25 protein-coding genes are annotated in these 22688 nt (G+C 54.7%); 15 read left to right on the top strand and 10 right to left on the bottom strand.

The annotated features are described in order from the left end of the window. Positions 1–31: 31 nt before the first annotated feature. Positions 32–802 (bottom strand): DNA-binding transcriptional repressor YgbI, encoded by a 771-nt coding sequence (gene ygbI, locus AAZT04_RS03425; protein WP_020825931.1) that lies wholly within the window; start codon positions 800–802, stop codon positions 32–34. A 285-nt stretch (positions 803–1087) separates the two neighbouring features. Between ygbI and ltnD the strand changes: the two genes are divergently transcribed. The 6 genes from ltnD (at position 1088) to AAZT04_RS03395 (ending at position 6732) form a co-directional block, all read left to right on the top strand. Beyond that, positions 1088–2002 carry an L-threonate dehydrogenase gene (gene ltnD, locus AAZT04_RS03420; protein ID WP_115059444.1) on the top strand — a complete coding sequence of 305 codons (915 nt, stop codon included), beginning with the start codon at positions 1088–1090 and terminating at the stop codon, positions 2000–2002. Continuing rightward, positions 2002–3264 (top strand): 3-oxo-tetronate kinase, encoded by a 1263-nt coding sequence (gene otnK / locus AAZT04_RS03415; RefSeq protein ID WP_427691032.1) that lies wholly within the window; start codon positions 2002–2004, stop codon positions 3262–3264. The genes ltnD and otnK overlap by 1 nt, the downstream gene beginning before the upstream one ends. Next, the gene (locus AAZT04_RS03410; RefSeq protein WP_122077830.1) at positions 3261–3893 is read left to right on the top strand and encodes an aldolase; all 633 of its coding nucleotides are present in this window, start codon (positions 3261–3263) and stop codon (positions 3891–3893) included. Before otnK ends, AAZT04_RS03410 begins: the two co-directional genes overlap by 4 nt. Before the next feature lie 3 nt (positions 3894–3896). Continuing rightward, positions 3897–4673 (top strand): HPr family phosphocarrier protein, encoded by a 777-nt coding sequence (locus tag AAZT04_RS03405; RefSeq protein ID WP_434678964.1) that lies wholly within the window; start codon positions 3897–3899, stop codon positions 4671–4673. Positions 4674–4778: 105 nt separating this feature from the next. After that, positions 4779–6149, top strand: coding sequence for a GntP family transporter (locus tag AAZT04_RS03400; protein WP_256813891.1), 1371 nt, complete (start codon positions 4779–4781; stop codon positions 6147–6149). Between the two features lie 52 nt (positions 6150–6201). Further along, positions 6202–6732 carry a GNAT family N-acetyltransferase gene (locus AAZT04_RS03395; RefSeq protein ID WP_020825925.1) on the top strand — a complete coding sequence of 177 codons (531 nt, stop codon included), beginning with the start codon at positions 6202–6204 and terminating at the stop codon, positions 6730–6732. Here the strand turns inward: AAZT04_RS03395 and AAZT04_RS03390 are convergent. Next, positions 6727–7614, bottom strand: a complete 888-nt coding sequence (locus AAZT04_RS03390) for a LysR family transcriptional regulator (protein WP_420283167.1) — start codon at positions 7612–7614, stop codon at positions 6727–6729. The two genes, AAZT04_RS03395 and AAZT04_RS03390, sit on opposite strands and share 6 nt — an antisense overlap. Before the next feature lie 94 nt (positions 7615–7708). Between AAZT04_RS03390 and AAZT04_RS03385 the strand changes: the two genes are divergently transcribed. Further along, on the top strand, positions 7709–8692 hold the full coding sequence (locus AAZT04_RS03385; RefSeq protein WP_020825923.1) for a nitrilase family protein: 984 nt from the start codon (positions 7709–7711) through the stop codon (positions 8690–8692). A gap of 102 nt (positions 8693–8794) precedes the next feature. On the opposite strand, the gene ompX is transcribed toward AAZT04_RS03385, so the two are convergent. Next, positions 8795–9313 carry an outer membrane protein OmpX gene (gene ompX / locus AAZT04_RS03380; protein WP_020825922.1) on the bottom strand — a complete coding sequence of 173 codons (519 nt, stop codon included), beginning with the start codon at positions 9311–9313 and terminating at the stop codon, positions 8795–8797. 396 nt (positions 9314–9709) lie between these two features. On the opposite strand from ompX, the gene rhtA reads away from it, so the two are divergent. Continuing rightward, positions 9710–10597 carry a threonine/homoserine exporter RhtA gene (gene rhtA / locus AAZT04_RS03375; RefSeq protein ID WP_020825921.1) on the top strand — a complete coding sequence of 296 codons (888 nt, stop codon included), beginning with the start codon at positions 9710–9712 and terminating at the stop codon, positions 10595–10597. A gap of 145 nt (positions 10598–10742) precedes the next feature. After that, positions 10743–11210, top strand: coding sequence for a YhcH/YjgK/YiaL family protein (locus tag AAZT04_RS03370; protein ID WP_115059446.1), 468 nt, complete (start codon positions 10743–10745; stop codon positions 11208–11210). Between the two features lie 57 nt (positions 11211–11267). Here the strand turns inward: AAZT04_RS03370 and AAZT04_RS03365 are convergent, their stop codons facing one another. Further along, positions 11268–11807: an adenylate kinase gene (locus AAZT04_RS03365; RefSeq protein ID WP_261286567.1), complete on the bottom strand. Its 540-nt coding sequence runs from the start codon at positions 11805–11807 to the stop codon at positions 11268–11270. A gap of 393 nt (positions 11808–12200) precedes the next feature. Here AAZT04_RS03365 and dps point away from each other — a divergent pair, with 393 nt between their 5' ends. The 6 genes from dps to ybiO all read left to right on the top strand — a co-directional run bounded on the left by dps (position 12201) and on the right by ybiO (position 18091). Further along, positions 12201–12704, top strand: a complete 504-nt coding sequence (gene dps / locus AAZT04_RS03360; protein WP_020825918.1) for a DNA starvation/stationary phase protection protein Dps — start codon at positions 12201–12203, stop codon at positions 12702–12704. A gap of 159 nt (positions 12705–12863) precedes the next feature. Continuing rightward, a complete protein-coding gene (locus tag AAZT04_RS03355; protein ID WP_020825917.1) occupies positions 12864–13130 on the top strand; it encodes a DksA/TraR family C4-type zinc finger protein in 267 nt (88 codons plus the stop codon). 359 nt (positions 13131–13489) lie between these two features. Next, positions 13490–14233, top strand: coding sequence for a glutamine ABC transporter substrate-binding protein GlnH (gene glnH / locus AAZT04_RS03350; protein ID WP_046374121.1), 744 nt, complete (start codon positions 13490–13492; stop codon positions 14231–14233). Positions 14234–14338: 105 nt separating this feature from the next. Further along, positions 14339–14998 carry a glutamine ABC transporter permease GlnP gene (glnP, locus tag AAZT04_RS03345; RefSeq protein ID WP_020825914.1) on the top strand — a complete coding sequence of 220 codons (660 nt, stop codon included), beginning with the start codon at positions 14339–14341 and terminating at the stop codon, positions 14996–14998. Then, the gene (glnQ, locus tag AAZT04_RS03340) at positions 14995–15717 is read left to right on the top strand and encodes a glutamine ABC transporter ATP-binding protein GlnQ (RefSeq protein WP_020825913.1); all 723 of its coding nucleotides are present in this window, start codon (positions 14995–14997) and stop codon (positions 15715–15717) included. The genes glnP and glnQ overlap by 4 nt, the downstream gene beginning before the upstream one ends. A 160-nt stretch (positions 15718–15877) precedes the next feature. Next, positions 15878–18091 carry a mechanosensitive channel protein gene (gene ybiO / locus AAZT04_RS03335; protein ID WP_129942151.1) on the top strand — a complete coding sequence of 738 codons (2214 nt, stop codon included), beginning with the start codon at positions 15878–15880 and terminating at the stop codon, positions 18089–18091. 3 nt (positions 18092–18094) lie between these two features. Here the strand turns inward: ybiO and AAZT04_RS03330 are convergent, their stop codons facing one another. The 6 genes from AAZT04_RS03330 to AAZT04_RS03305 form a co-directional block, all read right to left on the bottom strand. Then, on the bottom strand, positions 18095–19105 hold the full coding sequence (locus tag AAZT04_RS03330) for an alpha/beta hydrolase family protein (protein WP_129983551.1): 1011 nt from the start codon (positions 19103–19105) through the stop codon (positions 18095–18097). Further along, positions 19102–19731, bottom strand: a complete 630-nt coding sequence (locus AAZT04_RS03325) for a GNAT family N-acetyltransferase (RefSeq protein ID WP_020825910.1) — start codon at positions 19729–19731, stop codon at positions 19102–19104. The genes AAZT04_RS03330 and AAZT04_RS03325 overlap by 4 nt, the downstream gene beginning before the upstream one ends. 15 nt (positions 19732–19746) lie before the next feature. Further along, positions 19747–20313: a TetR/AcrR family transcriptional regulator gene (locus AAZT04_RS03320; protein ID WP_129983550.1), complete on the bottom strand. Its 567-nt coding sequence runs from the start codon at positions 20311–20313 to the stop codon at positions 19747–19749. Between the two features lie 225 nt (positions 20314–20538). Continuing rightward, positions 20539–21081 (bottom strand): fimbrial protein, encoded by a 543-nt coding sequence (locus AAZT04_RS03315; protein WP_046374125.1) that lies wholly within the window; start codon positions 21079–21081, stop codon positions 20539–20541. Between the two features lie 112 nt (positions 21082–21193). Beyond that, entirely contained in the window at positions 21194–21736 is a 543-nt protein-coding gene (locus AAZT04_RS03310) for a fimbrial protein (protein ID WP_158499685.1), read from the bottom strand. 169 nt (positions 21737–21905) lie between these two features. Next, positions 21906–22652 carry a fimbria/pilus periplasmic chaperone gene (locus AAZT04_RS03305; RefSeq protein ID WP_401660898.1) on the bottom strand — a complete coding sequence of 249 codons (747 nt, stop codon included), beginning with the start codon at positions 22650–22652 and terminating at the stop codon, positions 21906–21908. Positions 22653–22688 lie beyond the last annotated feature (36 nt).

Raw genomic sequence — 22688 nt, 5'->3', positions numbered from 1 at the left:
TTATTCCGACGCTGTTAATACGAGGCTATGTTCAGCTTTTCTCCCCGGTCGTCATCAGCGTGATATCCGCCTGCAGGATCGCCTCTCGCGCTGCGGCGGGCAGATTATCATCGGTAATAATCGCGTCAAATACCGCAATCGGCAACGCCAGATAGGTGGCTATTTTACCGTATTTTGAGGTATCGCTGAGCAGGATACAGCGGCGACTGGCGTCAACGATGGCTTTCTTCACCATCACCTTATCTTCATTGGGCGTCGACAGGCCGCGCATGCTCCATGATGAAGCGGAAATAAACGCCAGGTCGATAAACAACCCACGTAGCGCCTGAGCCGCCGCTTCACCAACGCAGGAACGGTTCTCGCGGCAGACGGTGCCGCCGGTGTGAATGATCTTGCACTGGCTGTGTTCTATCAGGTAGCCCGCAATCACAAAATCATTGGTGACCACCGTCAGATCCTCGCGCTCACTGAGGTGCTTTGCCAATGCCAGCGTAGTGGTGCCCGCATCCAGATAAATGCAGCTGTTGGGCGGGACCTGCCGGGCAGCCAACTGACCAATGGCCGCTTTCTGTTGGCTGTACATCCCTTCCTTATCCTGATGAGAAGGTTCAATCGCCACCCGTTCAGCAGATTGCACCCCGCCTGACACTGCCAGTACCGCGCCCTGCTCCTCCAGTTTTTGCAGATCGCGGCGAATCGTCATATGCGACACTCCCAGCCGCTCGGTCAATTCGGCAATACTGACCACCCCGCGTTCTGATACCAGCGCTAAAATTTGCTGATGGCGTTCTACAGGTATCACGGTTCCCTCTCTTTTTACCGCAGTGATAATAATTGTGATTTTACGTCAATTTTCGTTCGATGAAAGCAGCCATTTTACAGGCCGTGAGATCGCTCATGGTATCGATGACTTATTTTAAATATTTTTAAAACAGTGAGATAACTCGACATCAACCTTTTTAAGCGCATCTATTAAGGCTTCTCTCAATGTTAATAATTGTGATATCGATCGCTGACTCAGCGCATCAATGCGCTTACATTTAACACAACAAAACAAATTATCACTAAAATTAACACGAGGTGCCAAATGACACAGCCAGGGGATTTTGCAGTTTGCATCGTAGGGTTAGGTTCCATGGGAATGGGGGCGGCGAAGTCGTGCATTAATGCCGGGCTAACGACTTATGGTGTCGATCTTAACCCACAGGCGCTGGCCACATTGCAGCAGGCCGGGGCCAAACAGGCTGCCACCAGCGCAGATGGATTCGCCTCTGAGTTAGATGCGTTATTGCTGCTGGTGGTTAACGCTGCTCAGGTCAAGCAGATCCTGTTCGGCGAAAACGGCCTGGCGGCGAAACTGAAGCCCAATACGCCAGTCATGGTCTCTTCCACCATCTCCGCTGCCGATGCCAGACAGATAGAACAACAACTGCTGGCGCTTGGCCTGACCATGCTTGACGCTCCGGTTTCCGGTGGCGCAGCCAAGGCGGCTGAAGGCCAAATGACGGTGATGGCATCCGGCGCAGAATCCACATTCCAACAATTGCAGCCGGTGCTGGACGCCATTGCCGGCAAGGTCTATCGCATTGGTGAAGAGATTGGCCTGGGTGCCACGGTGAAAATCATCCACCAATTGCTGGCCGGGGTGCACATCGCCGCCGGAGCCGAGGCCATGGCGCTGGCTGCCCGCGCCGGTATTCCTCTGGATGTCATGTACGACGTCGTCACCCACGCGGCCGGCAATTCCTGGATGTTCGAGAACCGTATGCGTCACGTGGTTGACGGCGACTATGCGCCCAAATCGGCGGTGGATATCTTCGTGAAGGATCTGGGGCTGGTGGCGGATACCGCCAAAGCACTGCATTTCCCGCTGCCGCTGGCATCTACCGCTTTTAATATGTTTACCGCCGCCAGCAATGCCGGTTTCGGCAAAGAGGATGACAGCGCAGTGATCAAAATCTTCTCCGGTATCGACCTGCCGCAAAAGAAGGAGAACGCATAATGCTGCTCGGCGTAATTGCAGATGATTTTACCGGCGCGACCGACATTGCCAGCTTTCTGGTGGAAAACGGCCTGTCGACGGTGCAGTTAAATGGCGTACCGCATGATGAAGTACCGATTGAAGCGCAAGCGGTCGTTATCAGCCTGAAATCAAGATCCTGCCCAGCTTCGCAGGCAGTTGAACAATCTTTGCAGGCGCTGGCCTGGCTGCAGCGCCAGGGCTGTCGGCAATTTTACTTCAAATATTGCTCAACCTTCGACAGCACTGCGCAGGGTAACATCGGCCCGGTGACCGATGCGCTGCTTGATGCGCTGGGCGAAAGCCAAACGGTGATTTCCCCGGCGCTGCCGGTCAACGGCCGGACGGTGTATCAGGGCTATCTGTTTGTGTTGGATCAACTGCTGTCGGAGTCCGGCATGCGCCACCACCCGGTGACGCCGATGACCGACAGTAACCTGCTGCGGTTAATGGAAGCACAGGCTCAGGGACGCTGCGGACTGGTAACGGCCGCAGATATGGATTGCGGTGCCGGCGCGGTGGTGGAAAAGCTGCAACAGCTGGCGCAGCAAGGCGTGCGATATGCGGTGCTGGATACGCTCAATGAGCAGCACTTGCTGACCCAGGGCGAAGCGCTGAAAAATATGAAGCTGGTGACCGGCGGATCGGGACTGGCCATCGGCCTCGCACGGCAATGGGCTCAGCCGGGACAAGGTCGTCCGCAGGCCGCGGGAGCCCCACAGGGGGAGAAAGCGGTGGTCCTGTCCGGCTCCTGCTCCGTCATGACCAATCGACAGGTCGCCCGATATCGTCAACAGGCCCCGGCCATGGCTATCGACGTGGCGCGTTGCCTTAGCGAATCTGACCGCGCGGCCTATGTCACAGAACTGGCCGACTGGATACAGCGGCAGGAAAATGCCCCGCTGGCCCCGCTGCTGTATGCCACCGCCGAACCGGAGAAACTGCAGCAGGTTCAGCAACAATATGGCATGGCTGCAGCCAGTCAGGCAGTGGAGTCACTGTTTGCCGGGGTGGTTAAACAGCTCCAACAATCAGGGTACCGTCGCTTTATCGTTGCCGGCGGCGAAACCTCTGGCGTAGTGACGCAGGCGTTGGGCATTCGCGGCTTCCACATAGGCCCCTGCATCTCTCCCGGCGTACCCTGGGTTCGCGCCATCGAACAACCGGTTTCACTGGCCCTTAAATCGGGCAATTTTGGCGATGATAACTTTTTCGCCCGGGCACAAACGGAATTCCCATTATGACAATGACGACCGAACAACAGGCACGCGAAGAGATGGTGCGCCTCGGAGCTTCGTTCTTCCAACGCGGCTACGCCACGGGCTCTGCCGGTAACCTTTCGCTGTTGCTGGCGGACGGCACGCTGCTGGCAACCCCGACCGGATCCTGCCTGGGCGAACTGCAGGCCGAGCGGCTGTCGAAAGTCAGCCTGAACGGCGAATGGCTGTCCGGCGACAAACCCTCGAAAGAGATCAGCTTTCATCGCGCGCTGTATCTGAATAACCCAGAGTGCAAAGCGGTGGTGCACCTGCACTGTACCTACCTCACCGCGTTATCGTGCCTGCAAGGGTTGGACGTGGAGAATGCCATTAAACCCTTCACCCCTTATGTGGTGATGCGGGTCGGCAAGGTGCCGGTGGTGCCGTACTACCGCCCGGGTGATTTACGGCTGGCGGAAGATCTGGCCAAACTGGCACCGACCCACCGCGCCTTTTTGCTGGCCAATCACGGCCCGGTGGTTACGGGCAAGGATCTGCGGGCGGCAGCGGATAATACCGAAGAGATGGAAGATGCCGCCAGGCTGATTTTCACCCTCGGCGACCGCCCAATACGCTATTTGACCGATGATGAAATTACCGAACTACGGAGCTGAACCATGCCTAAGTTTGCCGCCAATTTATCGATGATGTTTAACGAACTGCCATTCCTGGAAAGGTTCGAGGCTGCCGCAGCCGAAGGTTTCACGGCAGTCGAGTTCCTGTTTCCCTATGACTATCCAGCCGAATTGCTGGCGGAACAACTGCGCAGCAACGGTTTGCAGCAGGTGCTGTTTAATACCGCGCCGGGCAATGCCGAAGCCGGCGAATGGGGGCTGGCGGCGGTGCCGGGCCGCGAGCAAGATGCGCGTGCGGATATCGATCGCGCCCTGGCTTACGCCATTGAGCTGAACTGCCCCAACGTGCACGTGATGGCCGGCGTCGTTCCCCCTGGAGCGGACTGGCAGCGCTATCGCGATACCTTTATCGATAATATTCGCTATGCCGCAGACCGCTTCGCCCAGCACGACATCAAGGTGCTGATTGAAGCGCTCAGCCCACAGGTTAAGCCGCATTATCTGTTTTCCAGTCAGCACCAGGCAGCCGAACTGGTCGAGGCCATCGATCGCTCGAACGTCTTCGTACAGTTCGACTTTTTCCATGCTCAGTTGGTGGACGGCAACATCAGCGGGCTGATGCATTCGCTGGCCGGCCGCTACGCCCATATTCAGATTGCCTCGGTGCCGGATCGTCATGAACCGGACGACGGCGAACTGAATTACCCATGGCTGTTCGATCAACTGGACGCCATCGGCTATCAAGGTTGGATCGGTTGTGAATACCGGCCGCGTGGCGATACCACCGTCGGGCTTGATTGGCTAAGACCTTACCAATAAGGCACTGCGCCAACCCAGGGATTTCCAAAACATAAAAATTAAACGCACCCGTATCGCCAGCCGGCGATCGCGGTGCCTGACTCTTACCCGATTAAAGGCTATTTCATGTCTACCTCTATGCTTTTGTTGATTGCCGTATTAGGTGTGGTCCTGCTCTTGCTGATGGTCATCAAGGCCAAGATCCAGCCCTTTGTCGCCTTGCTGGTGGTCAGTCTGTTGGTGGCGTTGGCCAGCGGCATTCCTACCGGCGAAGTGATGAAAGTGATGACCGCAGGTATGGGCGGCGTACTGGGTTCGGTGACCATTATCATCGGCCTGGGCGCGATGCTCGGCCGGATGATCGAACATTCTGGCGGTGCCGAATCGCTGGCCCAGCGCTTCAGCAAAGCTTTGGGGCCGAAACATACCGTGGCCGCCCTGACCATCGCCGCATTTATTCTCGGCATTCCGGTCTTTTTCGACGTCGGCTTTATCATCCTGGCGCCGATCATCTACGGTTTTGCCAAGGTCGCTAAAGTTTCGCCGCTGAAGTTCGGCCTGCCGATGGCCGGCGTAATGCTGGCGGTGCACGTCGCCCTGCCGCCACACCCAGGCCCGGTCGCCGCAGCCGGGCTGCTGAACGCCGATATTGGCTGGCTGACCATTATCGGTCTCGCGATTTGTATTCCGGTAGGCGTGATCGGTTATTTCACAGCCAAGCATTTGAATCGTAAAACTTATCCACTGTCGATTGAGGTACTGGAACAGCTGCAGCTGGCGGCGCCCGAACCGGCGCCGGAAGGCAAAGCGCCATTGAGCGACCGCATCAATCCGCCTGGCGCCGGGTTGGTGGCCGCGCTGATCGTCATTCCTATCGCGATTATCATGCTGGGCACCGTTTCGGCCACGCTGCTCGAGCCGGGTTCAGCACTGCGCGACACGCTTTCGTTGCTCGGCTCACCGGCAGTAGCGCTGATGATTGCCCTCTTGCTGGCATTCTACTTCCTGGCCATTCGTCGCGGCTGGAGCCTGCAACACACCAGCGACGTCATGGGGGGCGCTCTGCCGACCGCCGCGGTGGTGATCCTGGTCACCGGTGCCGGTGGCGTATTCGGCAAAGTCCTGGTGGAGTCAGGCGTGGGCAAGGCATTGGCAGACGTGCTGACCACCATCGGCCTGCCGTTGATCCCGGCAGCTTTTATCATTTCGCTGGCGCTGCGCGCCTCTCAGGGGTCCGCTACTGTAGCGATACTCACGACCGGTGGCCTGTTATCGGAAGCGGTTAGCGGGCTTAATCAGCTGCAATTGGTACTGGTCACTCTCGCCACCTGCTTCGGCGGGCTGGGCTTGTCGCACGTAAATGACTCCGGCTTTTGGATCGTCACCAAATACCTCGGACTTTCGGTCGCCGATGGCCTGAAAACCTGGACGGTACTGACGACGATCCTTGGCCTGAGCGGTTTCCTGTTCACCTGGTTACTGTGGCTGGCGGTGTAATTTCTCTGGCATACTGCACAGACCGCCTCTGGCTCTGTGCAGGAAAAAAATAATGCCTCTTATCACTACCGCACCGCTGTTGCTTACCGAACGTTTACGCCTTGATGCACATACGCTGGACGATTTTGACTCATTGGCCGCCATGTGGGCCGATCCTGAAGTGGTTCGTTATATCGGCGGCACGCCGAGGGATCGTGAAGATTCCTGGGGCCGCCTGATGCGTTACGTCGGCCATTGGGCGTTGCTGGGTTATGGCTACTGGGCCGTGCGCGATAAAGTCAGCGGTGCCTACCTTGGCGGCATCGGTTTTTCCGACTTCCAGCGCAATATCCATCCGGCGCTTGATGCCCCCGAAATGGGCTGGACGCTGGTGACCTCGGCACAGGGTAAAGGCTATGCCACCGAAGCGCTGCGCGCGGCTTTGGCCTGGGGAAAAGACCATTTACCGGGCGATAAGGCGGTATGCATTATCTCCCCGGAAAATCAGCCCTCATTGGCATTGGCGAAGAAAGTCGGTTTCAGCGAAAGTCATCGCAGCGAGTACCACCAAAGCCCAATTCTGGTGATGCACTGCCCGCTATAAATCGGCAACCTGACCCGACGCGGTAGCCAAAGCCACCTCGACAAAGTTATCCCGTAGCGCATCAGGCTGCTGCGGGTTCCAGGCGATACCGACTTGCCATTGGGTCTGTTCGCCGCTCAGCGGCAGAATATCGATGCCCGCCGGCGCAATATGCGTGACGCTATGCGGCAGCAGAGCAACGCCAATGCCGGCGGCAACCAGTGCCAGCAAGGTTTGAATATCACCGGCCTGCTGTACCACGTTAGGTGCCAGTTGATGGGCGGCAATAAAACGCAGCGACTGGTCGCTCAGCCCGCGCCCACGCTTGGGCGTCAACTGTAACAACGGTAAGGTGTTGAATTGCTCCATCAGGGTGTCCGCCCGCAGCGCCAGCGCCGAAGGCGCCGCCAGCACCAATCGGTCACTCAGCAACGCACCGGCACGCAACGGCGTACTGACAGGTAATCGCACAAATCCCACCTGCAGCTCCCCCTGCAATAGCAACTGATATTGCCGTTCTGAAGGCAAGTCTTCCAACCCCACGGCAACCTCGGGAAAGCGATGACGGAAAGCGGCCACCAACTGCGGCGCCAGATGAAAGCTGGACAGGCCAAAGCCGATTGCCAAACGCCCCGCCTCCCCCCGTACCACCTGCACGGCTCGCTGCTGAAACTGCAGATGCTGAGCGACTAACGTTTGAGCTTCAGGATAGAGCCGTTGGCCGCTGGCGGTCAGTTGCGCCCCCTGACGGCCACGGTTAAACAAGCGGGCGCCCAGCATCGTTTCCAACGCCTGGATCTGTTTGCTCAGCGCCGGCTGGGTGATGCACAGCCGCTCTGCCGCCAAGCGATAATTGCCCTGTTCGGCCAGCACCACGAAGGCGCGGAGTTGTCGTATATCCATTCCGTTAGGTTATCAAAAAAGGAATTTAATTGATTATACAGTAATCAATGGCTTTGCTGTAATCAACGCCAGATAACAGCCAAAAGGTAATCCTATGACAAACTCTTTACGCGCCGCGACGGTGCAGTTTCAGCATCGCGCCAATGATAAAAACTACAACCTGTCGGTGATCGAGGGCTTTATCACCCGCGCCGCCGCCGAACAGATCCAGCTGCTGACCTTCCCGGAAATGTGCATCACCGGCTATTGGCACGTACGCCACCTCAGCGCCGGTGAAATTGGCGCACTGGCGGAGCCCATCGCCGACAGCCCTTCGCTGGCGCGCATTCGCCCGCTGGCCGAACGCTATAACATGGCGATCGGCGTCGGACTGATTGAACTGGGCGATGATGGCAAATATTACAATGCCTACGCCGTCTGCCTGCCCGACGGCAAGCTTCACGTTCACCGTAAACTGCATGCCTTTGAACACCCGGCAATCGCCAGCGGCGACAGTTTCACCGTGTTCGACACCCCATGGGGTATCCGAATGGGGGTGCTGATCTGTTGGGACAATAACCTGGTTGAGAATGTCCGCGCGACCGCATTGCTGGGGGCAGAGGTGCTGTTGGCACCGCATCAGACCGGCGGCACTCATTCGCGTAGCCCGCACGGCATGAAGCCGATCCCACTGGAAATTTGGCAACGGCGGCAGGAGGATCCGGCGGCGATAGAGGCGGCGTTTCGTGGCGAACACGGGCGTGGCTGGCTGATGCGCTGGCTCCCGGCACGTGCCCATGACAACGGTTTGTTTGTGTTATTCAGCAACGGAGTGGGACGTGACGATGACGAAGTGCGTACCGGCAATGCGATGATCCTCGACCCTTATGGCCGCATTCTGGCGGAAACCTGGGCGGCAGAAGATCAGATGGTCACGGCCAACCTTGATCTGTCGCTGATCCCACTCAGTACGGGCCGCCGCTGGATCCACGGTCGTCGACCGGCACTGTACGACATTCTTACGCAGCCGCAAGGCTATGAGCGAGATGCCCGCAGCGCACGGTTTTCAACGGAACCGGCGCAAAAACTGGGCAAGTGACCGACGCCGAATAACAGGCAAAAAAAAATCCGCCCGAAGGCGGATTTTTATCTGATGCGGCCAACTGCGCCACATGCTCATGCCCGCAGGCATGGAGAAATCTTAGAAACGGTAGCCTACGCCAACGCTCCAGATACCAACGTCAACACTGCGGATACGGCTCTGCTCGTAACCAACGTCCAGTGCTACGTCCTGGATTGGGTTGAACTGCAGGCCAGCACCGTAGGTGAAGCCGTAGTCGCTGCTGCCGTTACGGTCAGTACCGTTTTGAGCGTTGTCGATGTTTTTACCGTAACCAACACCCACTACACCGTAGATGCTTGCCCAGTCGTTGAAGCGGTAAGCTGGACCGGCAGTGATAGAGTTGTACTGAGCTTTACCGTAGTAACCGTTCTCAGAACCGTTCTTCTCTACGTGGGTAAAGGAACCGATAACACCCAGTGGGTTGTTGTCGAACTCGTAACGGTATTTCAGGTTGAAACCGTCGGCTTTGTTAGCAACGCCTTGGAGATCACCCTGCGCATAGCCAGCGGATACGGTGCTCTGACCAGCGAATGCGGTACCTGCGGTTACTGCTAATACACAGGCTGCTACTGCGGAAAGACATGCAATTTTTTTCATAACCACCTCAAACGCGTTATATTTTTAAGTAAATCCATTTGTTCATGCATTGAAAATATAACAAAAATTAGCGTGAAACTCTGCCTTAAAATGAGTGTCTAATGCTTTATATCGTGTAACATTAGATTTCAAGAACAGTGTATCTACTTCATTTCGCTCTATTTTCGAGCCGCATTCTACGCGTTTCTGTGATAAGAATCACCTATTTAATATCCAGACAATTCTTAAAAAAAGAGCACTTTTTGACCATAAAAGCTGTTCTGGCGCCGTAAGCCAGCGCTTTTTTTCGTTGAAAATGCTTTTCTCAGACACATTTACCGCAATTCATTTACACTGCCGTCATCCAAACATCGACCTCTTCCCAGATCGTGGGAAATGCATAAAAGGCTCTAAAGGATGTCTTCGTCTGCAACCGCAAAAGCGTCTTCTACGCTGCTGCCAATCTGCCTGTTGATCATCGCTATGGTCTCCATCCAAAGCGGTGCCTCTCTGGCCAAAAGCCTGTTCCCGCTGGTCGGCGCAGAAGGCATCACCACGCTGCGTTTGAGTATCGGCACGCTGATCCTCTTTATTATCTTCCGCCCGTGGCGCATGCGATTTGCCGCCGGCAGCCGACTACCGTTGTTCATTTACGGTCTGGCGCTGGGCGCGATGAATTACCTGTTTTATCTTTCCCTGCGTACTCTGCCGCTAGGTATCGCCGTGGCATTGGAGTTCACCGGCCCGCTGGCGGTCGCCATGTTCTCTTCACGCCGTGCGATTGACTTTTTGTGGGTGGCACTGGCGATCGCCGGACTCTGGTTCCTGCTGCCGTTGGGCCATGACATGGGCAGCATCGATCCCTTCGGCGCCGCCTGTGCACTGGGTGCCGGTGCCTGTTGGGCGGTCTACATTATCTGCGGCCAGAAAGCCGGTGGCGACCACGGGCCGGGAACCGTTGCGGTGGGCTCACTGATTGCCGCCGTGGTGTTTTGCCCGATTGGTGCCTGGCAAGCCGGCAGCGCACTGCTGAACGTTGATATCCTGCCGGTCGCCCTGGCCGTAGCTATCCTCTCTACCGCGCTGCCCTATTCGCTGGAAATTATTGCGTTGCCAAAAATACCGGCGCGGACTTTCGGCACATTGATGAGTTTGGAACCGGCACTGGCTGCGCTTTCGGGCATGTTGTTCCTGAATGAACACCTCACGACGGTGCAATGGCTGGCGCTGGCGGCGATCATTACCGCCTCTATGGGGGCGACCCTGACCATCAAACCCAAACCACAAATCGAAAACTTGTCCTGAGGATCGACCGCGCCTGCATTTACCCCAAGCAGAATGCAGGCGGGTTAACTGTTTTCACGCTGGCAAACAGGCATACTTTTCCCCGCAGTCCCCCCACGTTGTTATGGAAATAAACCCGGCAGGGTTAACCACATGGAGAGTTAAAGTGATTTATAACACGCTGTTTAACCCACGCTATGGCCGTGGGCTGTCACCGATTCTGATCGAGACCCTCACCAGGTTACGCCAATACGATCTGCCCGAACTGGCACAGGGGCGACATGAAATAAAGGGGGAAAAGATCGTTATGGACGTGATGACGTTAACCACCGGGTTAGCGGAGGCCCAGCATGCAGCACTGCATCAGGAATATGCCGTTATCCATCTGCTGCTCAGCGGCGAAGAACGCATTGATTATAGTGTGGCGGGAGATTGGCAAAACGAATTGCCCTATGACGAAGTGCGGGACATACAACTGCTGGATATCAAGCGCCACAGCCAAACGCTGGCGATGTTCCCCGGTATGTACGCCATCTTTTTCCCCCATGAGCCACATAAAACCGGCTGCCAACTGAACGTACCTATGTCGATCAAAAAGGCGTTAGTGAGAGTGCATTACACCCTGTTGCTGTAGCCGGCCTGCCGGTCTGAGTGACCGGCTTGTCCGCCATTTAATATGAACCTCTCATAGCTATTGCCGGGACAATGCGCGAAGAAACTTTTCGGTATGCGCCGGAGAGCGCAGTTGGATAAAGCGGATATGGCGATACCGGGCATCGTTCATATCCGCAAGGTAGCCGGCCCGGTTTTTACGGTAGGTTTTGATAGTCCATAAAACGATGGAATCACGGCTGAAAAAGGAACGGCGGAAGCTCTCACGGTTACCGGTGCCGGGCCACAACTCGGTACCTTGCCATGCACGTGTAGCGGCACGACGAACCGCCTGAAACAGCGTACGACAAAAGCCATAATCTACCCATACCACCCAATCAACGCTTTCCCATTTAATCGTTTTGGTCCGGCTGTAATTGCCGTCAAGCACCCAGCCGGACTCCGCCTTGGCCAGCGCCTGCGCGACCTGCGCCAAAAACTCGTCATCGGGTGTACCCTGCCATTGCGGACGCCAAAACAGCTTGTCCAGCTCGATATGAGGCAGCGCAAACTTTTCCGCTAGCTGGCGCGCCACCGTGCTTTTGCCACTGCCACTGGTTCCAACGACGTTAATTTTCATGGGAGCGAATTCTGAGATGGGGGAAAATAGCTTAGCGGGATGTTATTCGTCTATCAATATGAATTAACAGGCAATTAATAAAATGAAATAAAAATGATTTAGAATGACGAATTTTGATGAAAATATAAATGAAAATGGTTATTAAACGCCTTCCTGAAATTATTACCCTGCGGAACCACCCTCACGAGAGAAGACGAAACAATATCATTACAATTCAAACCATTAGTAAAAAAATAAATATATCCCTATAACCTTACCCTTACTGGAGTTAATTTTCAATTCGTTAGAGCCTATTTATCCAATAGCCATTTTCGACCTGCAAAATGCTATATCGCTGCTATAATTACTCCCGTGACAAAAATAGGACAACGAACTAACGAGAGGATATCTGATATGAGTACCGCTAAACTGGTGAAAACGAAATCTTCTGAGCTGCTTTACACTCGTAATGACATGGACGAAAAAACCAAACTGGAAGCCATCAAGGCGTTGAACCATCAGGTGGTGCAGTTTACCGACCTGTCGTTGATCACCAAGCAGGCGCACTGGAACATGCGTGGCGCCAACTTCATTGCCGTGCATGAAATGCTGGACGGGTTCCGTACCGCCATCATCGATCACCTGGACACTTTTGCCGAGCGCGTGGTGCAGTTGGGCGGCGTGGCGTTGGGTACCGTGCAGGTCGTGAATGATAAGACCCCGCTGAAAAGCTATCCGACCAACATCCACAGCGTGCAGGAACACCTGAAAGCGCTGGCCGATCGCTACGGTGTGGCCGCGAACGACATTCGCAAGGCCATCACAGAAGTCGCTGATGAAGATACCGCGGATATGTTTACCGCTGCGTCACGCGATCTGGACAAGTTCCTGTGGTTTATCGAGTCCAACATCGAATAAATCTGCGCGACAAACAATCAAAGCGTTCCGCATTGCGGGATTGAACAGGCTGCGGGCTTTGCCCCGGCCTGTTTTTCTTTTACGCCGCTTGAATTGCTCAAAAAACAGCCCATAGTAGATAAAACGAACTGATGAAGACTCAGCACAAGCGAGGTGATCATGGCAAGCGGATGGGCGGCAGACGGCGCCGTACAAGATCAAATCGACTCTACCGTCGATGATGCCGTACAGCGTGCCAGACAGGCGCTGGGACAGGGCGAAAGCGAACATTACTGTCAGGAATGCGGAGAGGAAATCCCTCTGGCGCGTCGGCAGGCGCTGAAGGGCGTGCGTTATTGCCTGGCCTGCCAAACCGAGTTGGATAAAAAGCAGGCGGCAAGCAGTTTATATAATCGTCGCGGCAGCAAAGACAGCCAGCTGCGTTGAGCTTATCGACGCAAAATACCCCCCCATGACCTCTCTGACAGAACACTCCTGCACCAAATGCAACAAGCTTGCGGCATAAAAGTTAGAGTTAGTTATCAATATTGAAGCGAAACCGTTAACTATCGGTTGTTTCAACCCCATTATTTGGTTAATGATAGACGCATGCACCAACAGGTCGCCAAAAGCACCATTTTGGGGCCTCAATTTGGTGCATAAAAATAATAATTCGACCTTCAGAGCCAACATCACACCGCAACTCTTTGTTTTTATAGTAGTTGAAAACATGGCACGATTTTTTCATGACACCAACTGCAATATAAAAAATGGGTAATCCGCAACCTGTACAGGAAATTCCTCTCATGAAGTCAATTTTTAAAGTCTCCCTGGCCGCACTTTCGCTGGCCTTTGCCGTAAGCTCCCACGCAGCAGACAAACTGGTCGTCGCCACCGATACCGCCTTCGTTCCTTTTGAATTCAAACAAGGCGATAAATACGTTGGTTTCGATATCGACTTGTGGGCCGCTATCGCCAAAGAACTGAAACTGGATTACACCCTGAAGCCTATGGATTTCAGCGGCATCATCCCGGCACTGCAAACCAAAAATATCGACCTGGCGCTGGCTGGCATCACCATTACCGAAGAACGTAAAAAAGCCATCGAATTCTCTGACGGCTACTACAAAAGCGGCCTGCTGGTGATGGTTAACGCCAACGATAACAGCATCAAGGGCATTGACGATCTGAACGGCAAAGTGGTGGCGGTGAAGAGTGGCACCGGCTCCGTGGATTACGCCAAGCAGCACATCAAAACCAAAGACCTGCGTCAGTTCCCGAACATCGATAACGCCTATATGGAACTGGGCACCAAACGCGCTGACGCGGTGCTGCACGACACGCCAAACATTCTGTACTTCATTAAAACCGCCGGCGCCGGCAAGTTCAAAACCGTTGGCGACTCGCTGGAAGCACAGCAATACGGCATCGCCTTCCCTAAAGGCAGTGACGAACTACGCGTCAAGGTGAATGGCGCGCTGAAAACGCTGCGCGACAACGGCACCTACAACGAAATCTACAAAAAATGGTTCGGTACCGAACCTAAATAACGGATGAAGTCAGTCACTGATTCACTTAAGCACAGGGGTGGTGCCTTAGCCCCTGCGCTTTGTTGTATCTGATTCCCACGTTTGGGATCACCGGGAGAAAACACCATGCAGTTCGACTGGAGCGCCATCTGGCCCGCCATCCCTATCCTGTTAGAAGGCGCCAAAATGACCCTGTGGATTTCGGTCCTCGGTCTGATTGGCGGCCTGATCATCGGCCTCGTTGCCGGTTTTGCCCGTACCTACGGCGGTTGGATTGCCAACCACATCGCCCTGGTATTCATCGAAGTTATTCGCGGCACGCCTATCGTGGTGCAGGTGATGTTTATCTACTTCGCCCTGCCGATGGCGTTCAGCGATTTGCGCATCGATCCCTTTAGCGCGGCGGTGGTCACCATCATGATCAACTCCGGCGCCTACATTGCGGAAATCACTCGCGGCGCCGTATTGTCGATCCACAGCGGCTTCCGTGAAGCAGGTCTGGCGTTGGGTCTGTCGCGCCGCGAAACCATCCGTTATGTCATTATGCCACTGGCGCTGCGCCGCATGCTGCCGCCGCTGGGTAACCAGTGGATCATCAGCATTAAAGACACCTCGCTGTTTATCGTGATCGGCGTGGCGGAACTGACCCGTCAGGGCCAGGAAATTATTGCCGGCAACTTCCGCGCGCTGGAAATCTGGAGCGCCGTGGCGGTTATTTATCTGATTATTACCCTGGTGCTGAGCTTCGTGCTGCGTCGTCTGGAAAGAAGGATGAAAATCCTGTGATTGAATTTAAAAACGTCTCCAAGCACTTTGGGCAAACCCAGGTGCTGCACAATATCGACCTGAAAATTAATCAGGGTGAAGTGGTGGTGATTATCGGGCCTTCCGGCTCCGGCAAATCCACGCTGCTGCGTTGCATCAACAAATTGGAAGAGATCACCAGCGGCGATCTGATCGTCGACGGTCTGAAAGCCAACGATCCCAAGGTTGACGATCGTCTGATCCGTCAGGAAGCCGGCATGGTATTCCAACAGTTTTACCTGTTCCCACACCTGACCGCACTGGAAAACGTTGCCTTCGGCCCAATCCGCGTACGCGGTTTGAAAAAGTCGGACGCGGAAAAACTGGCGCGCGAACTGCTGGCCAAAGTCGGCCTGGCGGAGCGTGCACATCACTACCCTTCCGAGCTTTCCGGCGGCCAACAGCAGCGCGTGGCCATCGCCCGTGCGCTGGCGGTAAAACCGAAAATGATGCTGTTTGATGAACCGACCTCCGCACTTGATCCGGAACTGCGCCATGAAGTGCTGAAGGTTATGCAGGATCTGGCGGAAGAAGGCATGACCATGGTGATCGTCACCCACGAAGTCGGCTTTGCCGAAAAAGTGGCTTCGCGACTGATCTTTATTGATAAAGGCCGGATTGCAGAAGACGGCAACCCGCATGACCTGATCAACCACCCGCCAAGCCCGCGCTTGCAGGAGTTCTTGCAGCACGTATCCTGATTTACCCTACCCAGCGGTGGGCCTGTTCCGGGCCCGCCGTTTCTATATGGCAATAGCACGCGTTATCACTCCCTGCGCCTCTTCATTTTCTACTATATTCTTTGTTTTTCTTAACATTTGTAATTAATCCGCCGATTTACAGAGCCCCAAGAGAGGATACATGCCCGCAACCGCATACTCCCGATTCGGTTCTCATCTGCGAGAACAGCTGTTTCCCCTGTTGCTGCTGCTGATCACTTATGCAGTTTCTCCACTGGCAACGGCGCAGCCCGCACAGGATCCCGCGCCCAGTGGCCAAACCGAGCAGCAAAAAGCCTCCTACGCGGCGCTCGCAGATATTCTGCAAGACGACAAAGCCCGTGCCGAACTGATTAACCATCTGAGACAGGCGGCGGATCAACCAGCCGCAGCGCAGCCCAAGTCAGCAACGCCCGAGCCATCAGACTCGCTAAGCGAAAGCCTGACCAGTTTGGCGCAAGACAGCCTTAGCACCCTCGACAAGAAGTTAAACTCGAGGCAAAAACTGATCGACTCTGGGCCAAAACGCACTTTCCATCCGGACGTTTTTTTTCGGGCTTTGGGCTATTTTCTGCTGACGGTTGCGCTGACCTTTGCCCTCTTCCATCTGATCCGCCGGATAATCCGCCCGCTATACAAACGCATCGGCAACTGGGGACACAACGCCAAACTTCAGCATGATTCGTGGTACAAACTGCCAACGGCGATCCTCGGCGCCTTCGCTATCGATTTGCTGGTGTTGTTGCTGGCACTGACTGCGGGTAACCTGTTTGCCCGTCATGTCCACGCCGACAACGCCACCATATTGCGGCTGCAAACCCTGTTTCTTAGCGCCTTCGCGGTGATCGAATTCTTCAAGGCGGTGCTGCGGCTGATTTTTGCACCCAATTTCGATTACCTGCGTCCTTTTGCGTTCTCCGATGCCGTCGCCCATTACTGGAATACGCGCCTTGCCTGGCTGAGTGGCCTGATCGGCTACGGCCTGATGGTGGTGGTACCGGTGGTGGCGACACAGATCAGTTACCCCGCAGCCGCCGCAGCCAATCTGGTCATCATGCTGGCACTGACGCTATACGCACTGGCGTTGATCCTGCGTAACCGCAAGCCGATACAGCTCCAGATTAACCTGTTGGCCGAACGATCGATGGCGTTCTTCAGCATCATTCTGCGCGGTTTGGGCCATGTCTGGCACCTGCTGGCGATCGCGTATTTCCTGGTGCTGTTTGTCCTGTCGCAATTTGATATTGGCAACAGCCTGAACTTTATGATGACCGCAACGGTAAAAAGCCTGGTGGTTATCGGCGTCGGGGCGTTGATCTCCGGCCAACTGACCCGCTGGATTTTCCGTCGTATTTCGCTGCCTGATGATGTCAACCGACGCTATCCGATGCTGGAACGACGTATTAATTCCTATATTCCCAATGGGTTGAAAATATTGCGGGTGATGGTGGTGCTGACGGTCACGCTGCTGCTGTTTGACGCCTGGCATCTGATCAACCTTTACCAGTGGGCAAGCAGCGAAAACGGGGAAAAAATCGTCGGCGGACTGGTACATATCCTGCTGATCCTGGTGATTGCGGTTATCAGCTGGACGCTGATGGCCAGCGTTATCGAACATCGACTGGCGCTGGAGTTGAGCAACGGCATCCGTCCCAGCGCGCGCGAACGCACGCTGCTGACGCTGTTTCGTAACGTGCTGGCCATCGTTATCAGCACCATTACCATTATGATTGTGCTGTCGCAGGTGGGGATTAATATTGCCCCGCTGCTGGCCGGGGCCGGGGCGTTGGGGCTGGCCATCAGTTTTGGCGCGCAAACGCTGGTAAAGGACGTGATCACCGGCGTATTCATCCAGTTTGAGAACGGCATGAATACCGGCGAGTACGTCACCGTCAGCGGCATTACCGGTACGGTTGAGCGCATGACCATCCGGTCGATTGGCCTACGGGACGATTACGGCGTCTATCATATCGTCCCCTTTTCTTCGATCACGACGCTGGCGAATTACGCCCGTGAATTTGGCGTGTACCGCGCCAACTACAGCGTTAGCCGTGACGAAGATATCGATCATGTCCATGAGGTACTGCATCAGGCCGTCGCCGCGTTGAAACAAGACGAACAGGTGAAGAGCTTTTTGGTGGGCGAACCGGTGTTCAACGGTGTAGTGGCGCTGGGCGATCGCTCCTTCACCACCCGGGTGACCGTACGCACCCAAGCGTTAAAGCAGTGGGTGGTGCAGTATGCCCTCGACCGTCTGGTCAAAATACACTTTGATCAAGCCGGTATCGCCATGCCGCAACAGGCCATTCAACTTTCTTATGCGCCGGACAATGGTGAACCACCCGCAGCTCAATAACGATTATTGTCCATGGCTACAAGACTGAGCGCCAAGGAAGGCCGCAACGTCTTGCAGATAGGCTTCGTCCTGCACGGAGCGAGGAGCGAACAGGCCAATCACATTTATCAGTAGTGGGTGGCGTGTAAACAGCGGTTTTAACATCATATGATCGGCATCTTCAATACGGGTTACCGTCAACAGATCCGCAGGAATATTGTGTCTGTAAATACGCTCGGTTTCATCGACGTCGACATTAAGATCGCGCCCACCGACGATCAGATGCACCGGCGTTTTGAAGCTGCGTAACCCCTCCGTCGCGTCGCTGATCATATTGGCGCGAATAAACTGCCAGCGATCGACGCTGATTGTCGCTGAATCACCAAACTCTTTACGGTACTGTGTATAGCCGTCAGGCTGACGGAGCAGTGACAACAAACGCTGGTCCTGCCGCTCACGAGCCTTAATCTGCGCTTGCGTTTTTCCCGCAGCCATCATTTCCGCCCGGGTGTTATAGTCCCCTTGACGAAGCCAGTTAATCGCCGGCGCCACTGCCAACGTGAAGGCGATATCCGGCCGTTGAGCGGCAACACTCGGCATGACCCATCCCGCCTGACTGGCCCCCCACAACCCGATGCATTGCGAATTAAAACGTCCGTCTTTTCTTGCCCAGTCGATAATATCGACCGTTTCCTTAGCCCGGTCGCTCATGGTTTGATGCAGCCAGTTGCCGGAGGAGCCGCCAACCCCCGCTTTGTCGAAGGCCAAAACGGCGTATCCTTGTTCAGCCAGGGTTTCCCAGAGGCTGTAGTAACCTTCATCCCGGTCTGCATTGGCCGGGCCGTCACCATGAATAAGCACAATGACGCCCGGTTTATCCACGGTTTCTTTCGGCAATACCAACGTGCCAGTAAGCCGATTGCCGCCCGCATTCAACGCAATAGGTTCGGCGACAAATTGATAATCGTTGGCGTAGATGATCCACCCCAGCATCATCAGGATCAGGGCCAACAAGCAAACCGCTGTTTTTTTCATCGCTTATCCCCGATAGGTTTTTCCAAGAACAACCAATGGGGCTGGCGGAACAGCAACCACAGCAAGAGATATTTCCTGACGGCCTTGCGCCTGAAACCGCACTGCTGATACAGCCGCAAAGCACCGACATTTTGCTGGCTTACATGCAGACGCAGCCATAGGTTCGGTCGGTAGGTCACGGCGTAGCGCGTTATCCATTCCAGTAATTTTTTCCCCAAGCCCCTGCCACGCTGTTTTTCATCCACCGCCAGATAAGAAAGATACAGTTCATCGGACGCAGGCTGATGTTGCAGCAGCGCAATTTGCAGATACATACGCCAGAAATTCAGCACGCCATAGCAGCGGCACAAACGCATTACCGGTAGCGCCCGTTCCCGCAAAATCACATTTCCCAACTGGCTGACAGATTTCAACCCGAATGCGGCCACCACCTGGCCTGCATGCCTAACGACAAAACTGTGCTCCTGGCTATCGCTCTGTTTCCAGACCCACAACCGGTAAAATAGCCGCCATTGCTGACGTTCGCTTAAGCCGCATGGGCGTTGAAATTTGTCGCTAAAGGCGGAAAAGATCAGTGCAGCGGTTTGCAAACGACAAGATTCACGATATGGCTCTACCTCAAACATCCCCGACCTCCGCTATTACCGGCCAAAGATCAACTGCTCCAGCAATTGGTTTGGCGGTACCCTTGTCGGTTCCCGGGACGGGAAAATCGTCTGCCGCCAGGCTTGGCTTTCAACAACATCCAGGATTAATTGAGCAAGTTCGTGAGGGTTTAACGACGCTTCGATGTCGCCACTTTGCTGGGCCAGTACCACAGCCTGCTTTAACGCCGCCACCAGTTGTTGCTGATTGACGCTGAATTTCTCAGCCAGTACTGGATTTCGCGCGACTTCAGCCACTATTTCCGCCGACAGTTGTACATTGCCCGGGGACGAGACGAAATCATAATAGGCGCTGATAAAATCGGATAACGCCTGCTTAGGTCGCTCATGATCAGCGAGCAACGGGGTAGCAAAATCGGCAAAAACCCGATGCTCCAAAAACGCAATTTCGTCGATCAGCGCTTCCTTACCGGCAAAGTGGTTGTAAAGGTTTCCCACGCTGACCCCTGCCGCAAGCGCAATATCCCGCATACTGGTCTGGTGGAACCCTTTGTGAGTAAAGCTATGCAACGCAGCTTCAACGATTTTGTCGCGATTACCCATTAATACTGCCCCGGCATAAGGAGGCGGCTGTCGCCGCCGAATAAAATGAACGAACGTTCATTCATATTCTAGCCTGGCCTAACGGATGTCAAGCCGATGCACTTAAACGGAAGGTCAACAATCCAGGGAGTGACAGAACGGCAAAAACGCCAACCCTGTTTGCCAGGGTCGGCGTGCGGGGCATCAGTGCGTTACCGCAATAGGATGTTCTAAATAAGCTGAATGCTATTCGTATTCCAGATTAAAGGTTGCCGACGCGCTAAAAGAACCGCGACCAATACTTTTCGTCGCGATCGCGGCTTGCTCCGCTTTGACATATGCCTTAAGCATAATCACATTACTACCCGCCAGTATTGGGTACTTCTTGGTCTCATGGGATAAAAGCACCGGGACGCCTTCGTCCGTCTCAATACCGATCCCCACGCCAGAGGCCATACTCCCCGAATCCAGGGCCAATAAGCCTGGCAGTTTTGGGTTCTCGGTACCGCTGAACGTCATCCTCACCGTATTACCCAGGCTAAGGTCACAGTCACTGAGACGTAACTCAAATTGTTGACCATGGGTACGTCCGTTCAGATACAGATATTTATCGATTACCGTTCCAAAATCCAACTGAATGTCGGCGTCCGCAGGTAATATCACGCAAGGTTCAGCTACCAGAGTGCCGTGCAACTTCAAATTGTCAGCGGCCTGTATCGGTAGGCTGAACATCAGCGACAGTCCCCATAATCCCCCTTTCCCTAGACCACAAAATCGCGCTCGTTTCATGTTCATCCCCTCTTTGCCGGCACGTCACCCTTTAGGTGGTCAAAGTCCCCTATGCTCCAGCCAGTACTCGATATCAATAACAGACAGGCATTAAAAACACGTAAATCTCGCATCAGTCGTAGTTCAGTTTAAAGTTGATCTGCGACCAAAAGGCCCCAGCACTCAGGGCAGCACGGGTTCGTTCCAGCATGATCTGATAGACCAGTTGATCCTGGCCCGGCGTCAGCAGCAAGGGCGTTCCGCGCTGCCCTAAAACCACTTCCCGACCGGTACTGTCCAGCAGTCGCAGCCCTACCCCTTCAGCGCCGCTGACCTGCACCAGTTGGGGATTATCGTCGTCCGCCGGTGCCACAAAGTACACCGTCGCCGAGGGTTGCTCGGCGCTCCATTTTCGCGTCGCTGTTCGTTCATCTACATTGCGAGACCCACTAGACAGACAGTCCAACAGTTTGAACGTTACCGTCACCGGCGTACCACGTGCGCCAATATGCTGGAATCGACCGGTTCCTACCTCACCCAGCGAAATATCCTGCCACGCTGACGTCATATCTAACCGGCAGGCACTCTCCGTCAATGCACCGCGGACATGCAGGACGCCGACATTACCGTCGTTACCCCACTGTTTTTCCGCGTCGGCGGCGGTAGCGGCGGGCAAAAGAACACTGCTCTGCCCACCAGCCAGCACCAAAATCAGGGCGCAACCGCATCTCCGTCTCCACGCAGGGCGCTGCCGCTTACAAAAGCTATCCTGATACGTTTGCAGTATCCTTTTATACCATTGCATGTCTTGCTCCTTGAGCCGCAGGGTACCTCTGAGTCCATGATTAACCGTTTTTTAGCGACTTAGCCTGGCAGGTACTGCCCGCACAGGTAAACTGGAGCTGTGGTCGCCCGCCATAGTCGTTTATGTAGGTCAGTACCGGGTTGCTACCCAGTGCCTCTGCGTTCAGATTCAACATGCCTTCGCTTTTCGGCGCCAACATCAGCGGTTCAAAACCCTTCAGAGGCAATCCCTTTGGGCTATTACTGCCGTCTACGATAGTGACGAAGTACGGCGTCGGATTGATCAGTTTGTACTTGTTCCCAACCTTGCTCAGCGTTAATGCTTCCTGAGCCGGTGACGCCGAGGCCGTCGGCTGAATAGCCTGGGGCCGGTAAAACAGTTTGATGCGCGTTTGTAATGCGATTTGCAGCGTGTTCGGTTTCTCACTGCGCGGAGGAATTTCGCGCAAATTAAAATAGAACAGTGATTCGCGATCCTGAGGTAACGTACTCAGCGCCGGCAAGCCCTGTACCTTCACCTGACTCTTGGCGCCGGGCTCGATGCGCTGCACCGGTGGCAACACCGTCAACGGGCTGGTGATTTTGTTGCCCTTTTCATCCTCAATCCATCCCTGTGCCAGATAGGGCAATTGCTTGTTCTCGTTACTGACGTTCAAACTCACTGACTTCTCACTACCGTCAAAAATCACCCGGGTTCGATCCAGCGCAATAGCGGCGTAAGCAGACTGAACTCCCAGTGCGCAACACAAGGTGCTCGCGACAAGGAAGGCGTTCATTTTCATTTTCATTTTCATTTTCATTTTCATTGATTTATTTCCATCTTA

Origin of the sequence: Serratia sp. Je.1.23.a (assembly GCF_051129805.1) — a bacterium.
GTDB classification, from domain to species: Bacteria; Pseudomonadota; Gammaproteobacteria; order Enterobacterales; family Enterobacteriaceae; genus Serratia; species Serratia liquefaciens.
The sequence above is the reverse complement of the archived record's forward strand: the minus strand, read 5'-3'. Positions and strand labels throughout refer to the sequence as shown.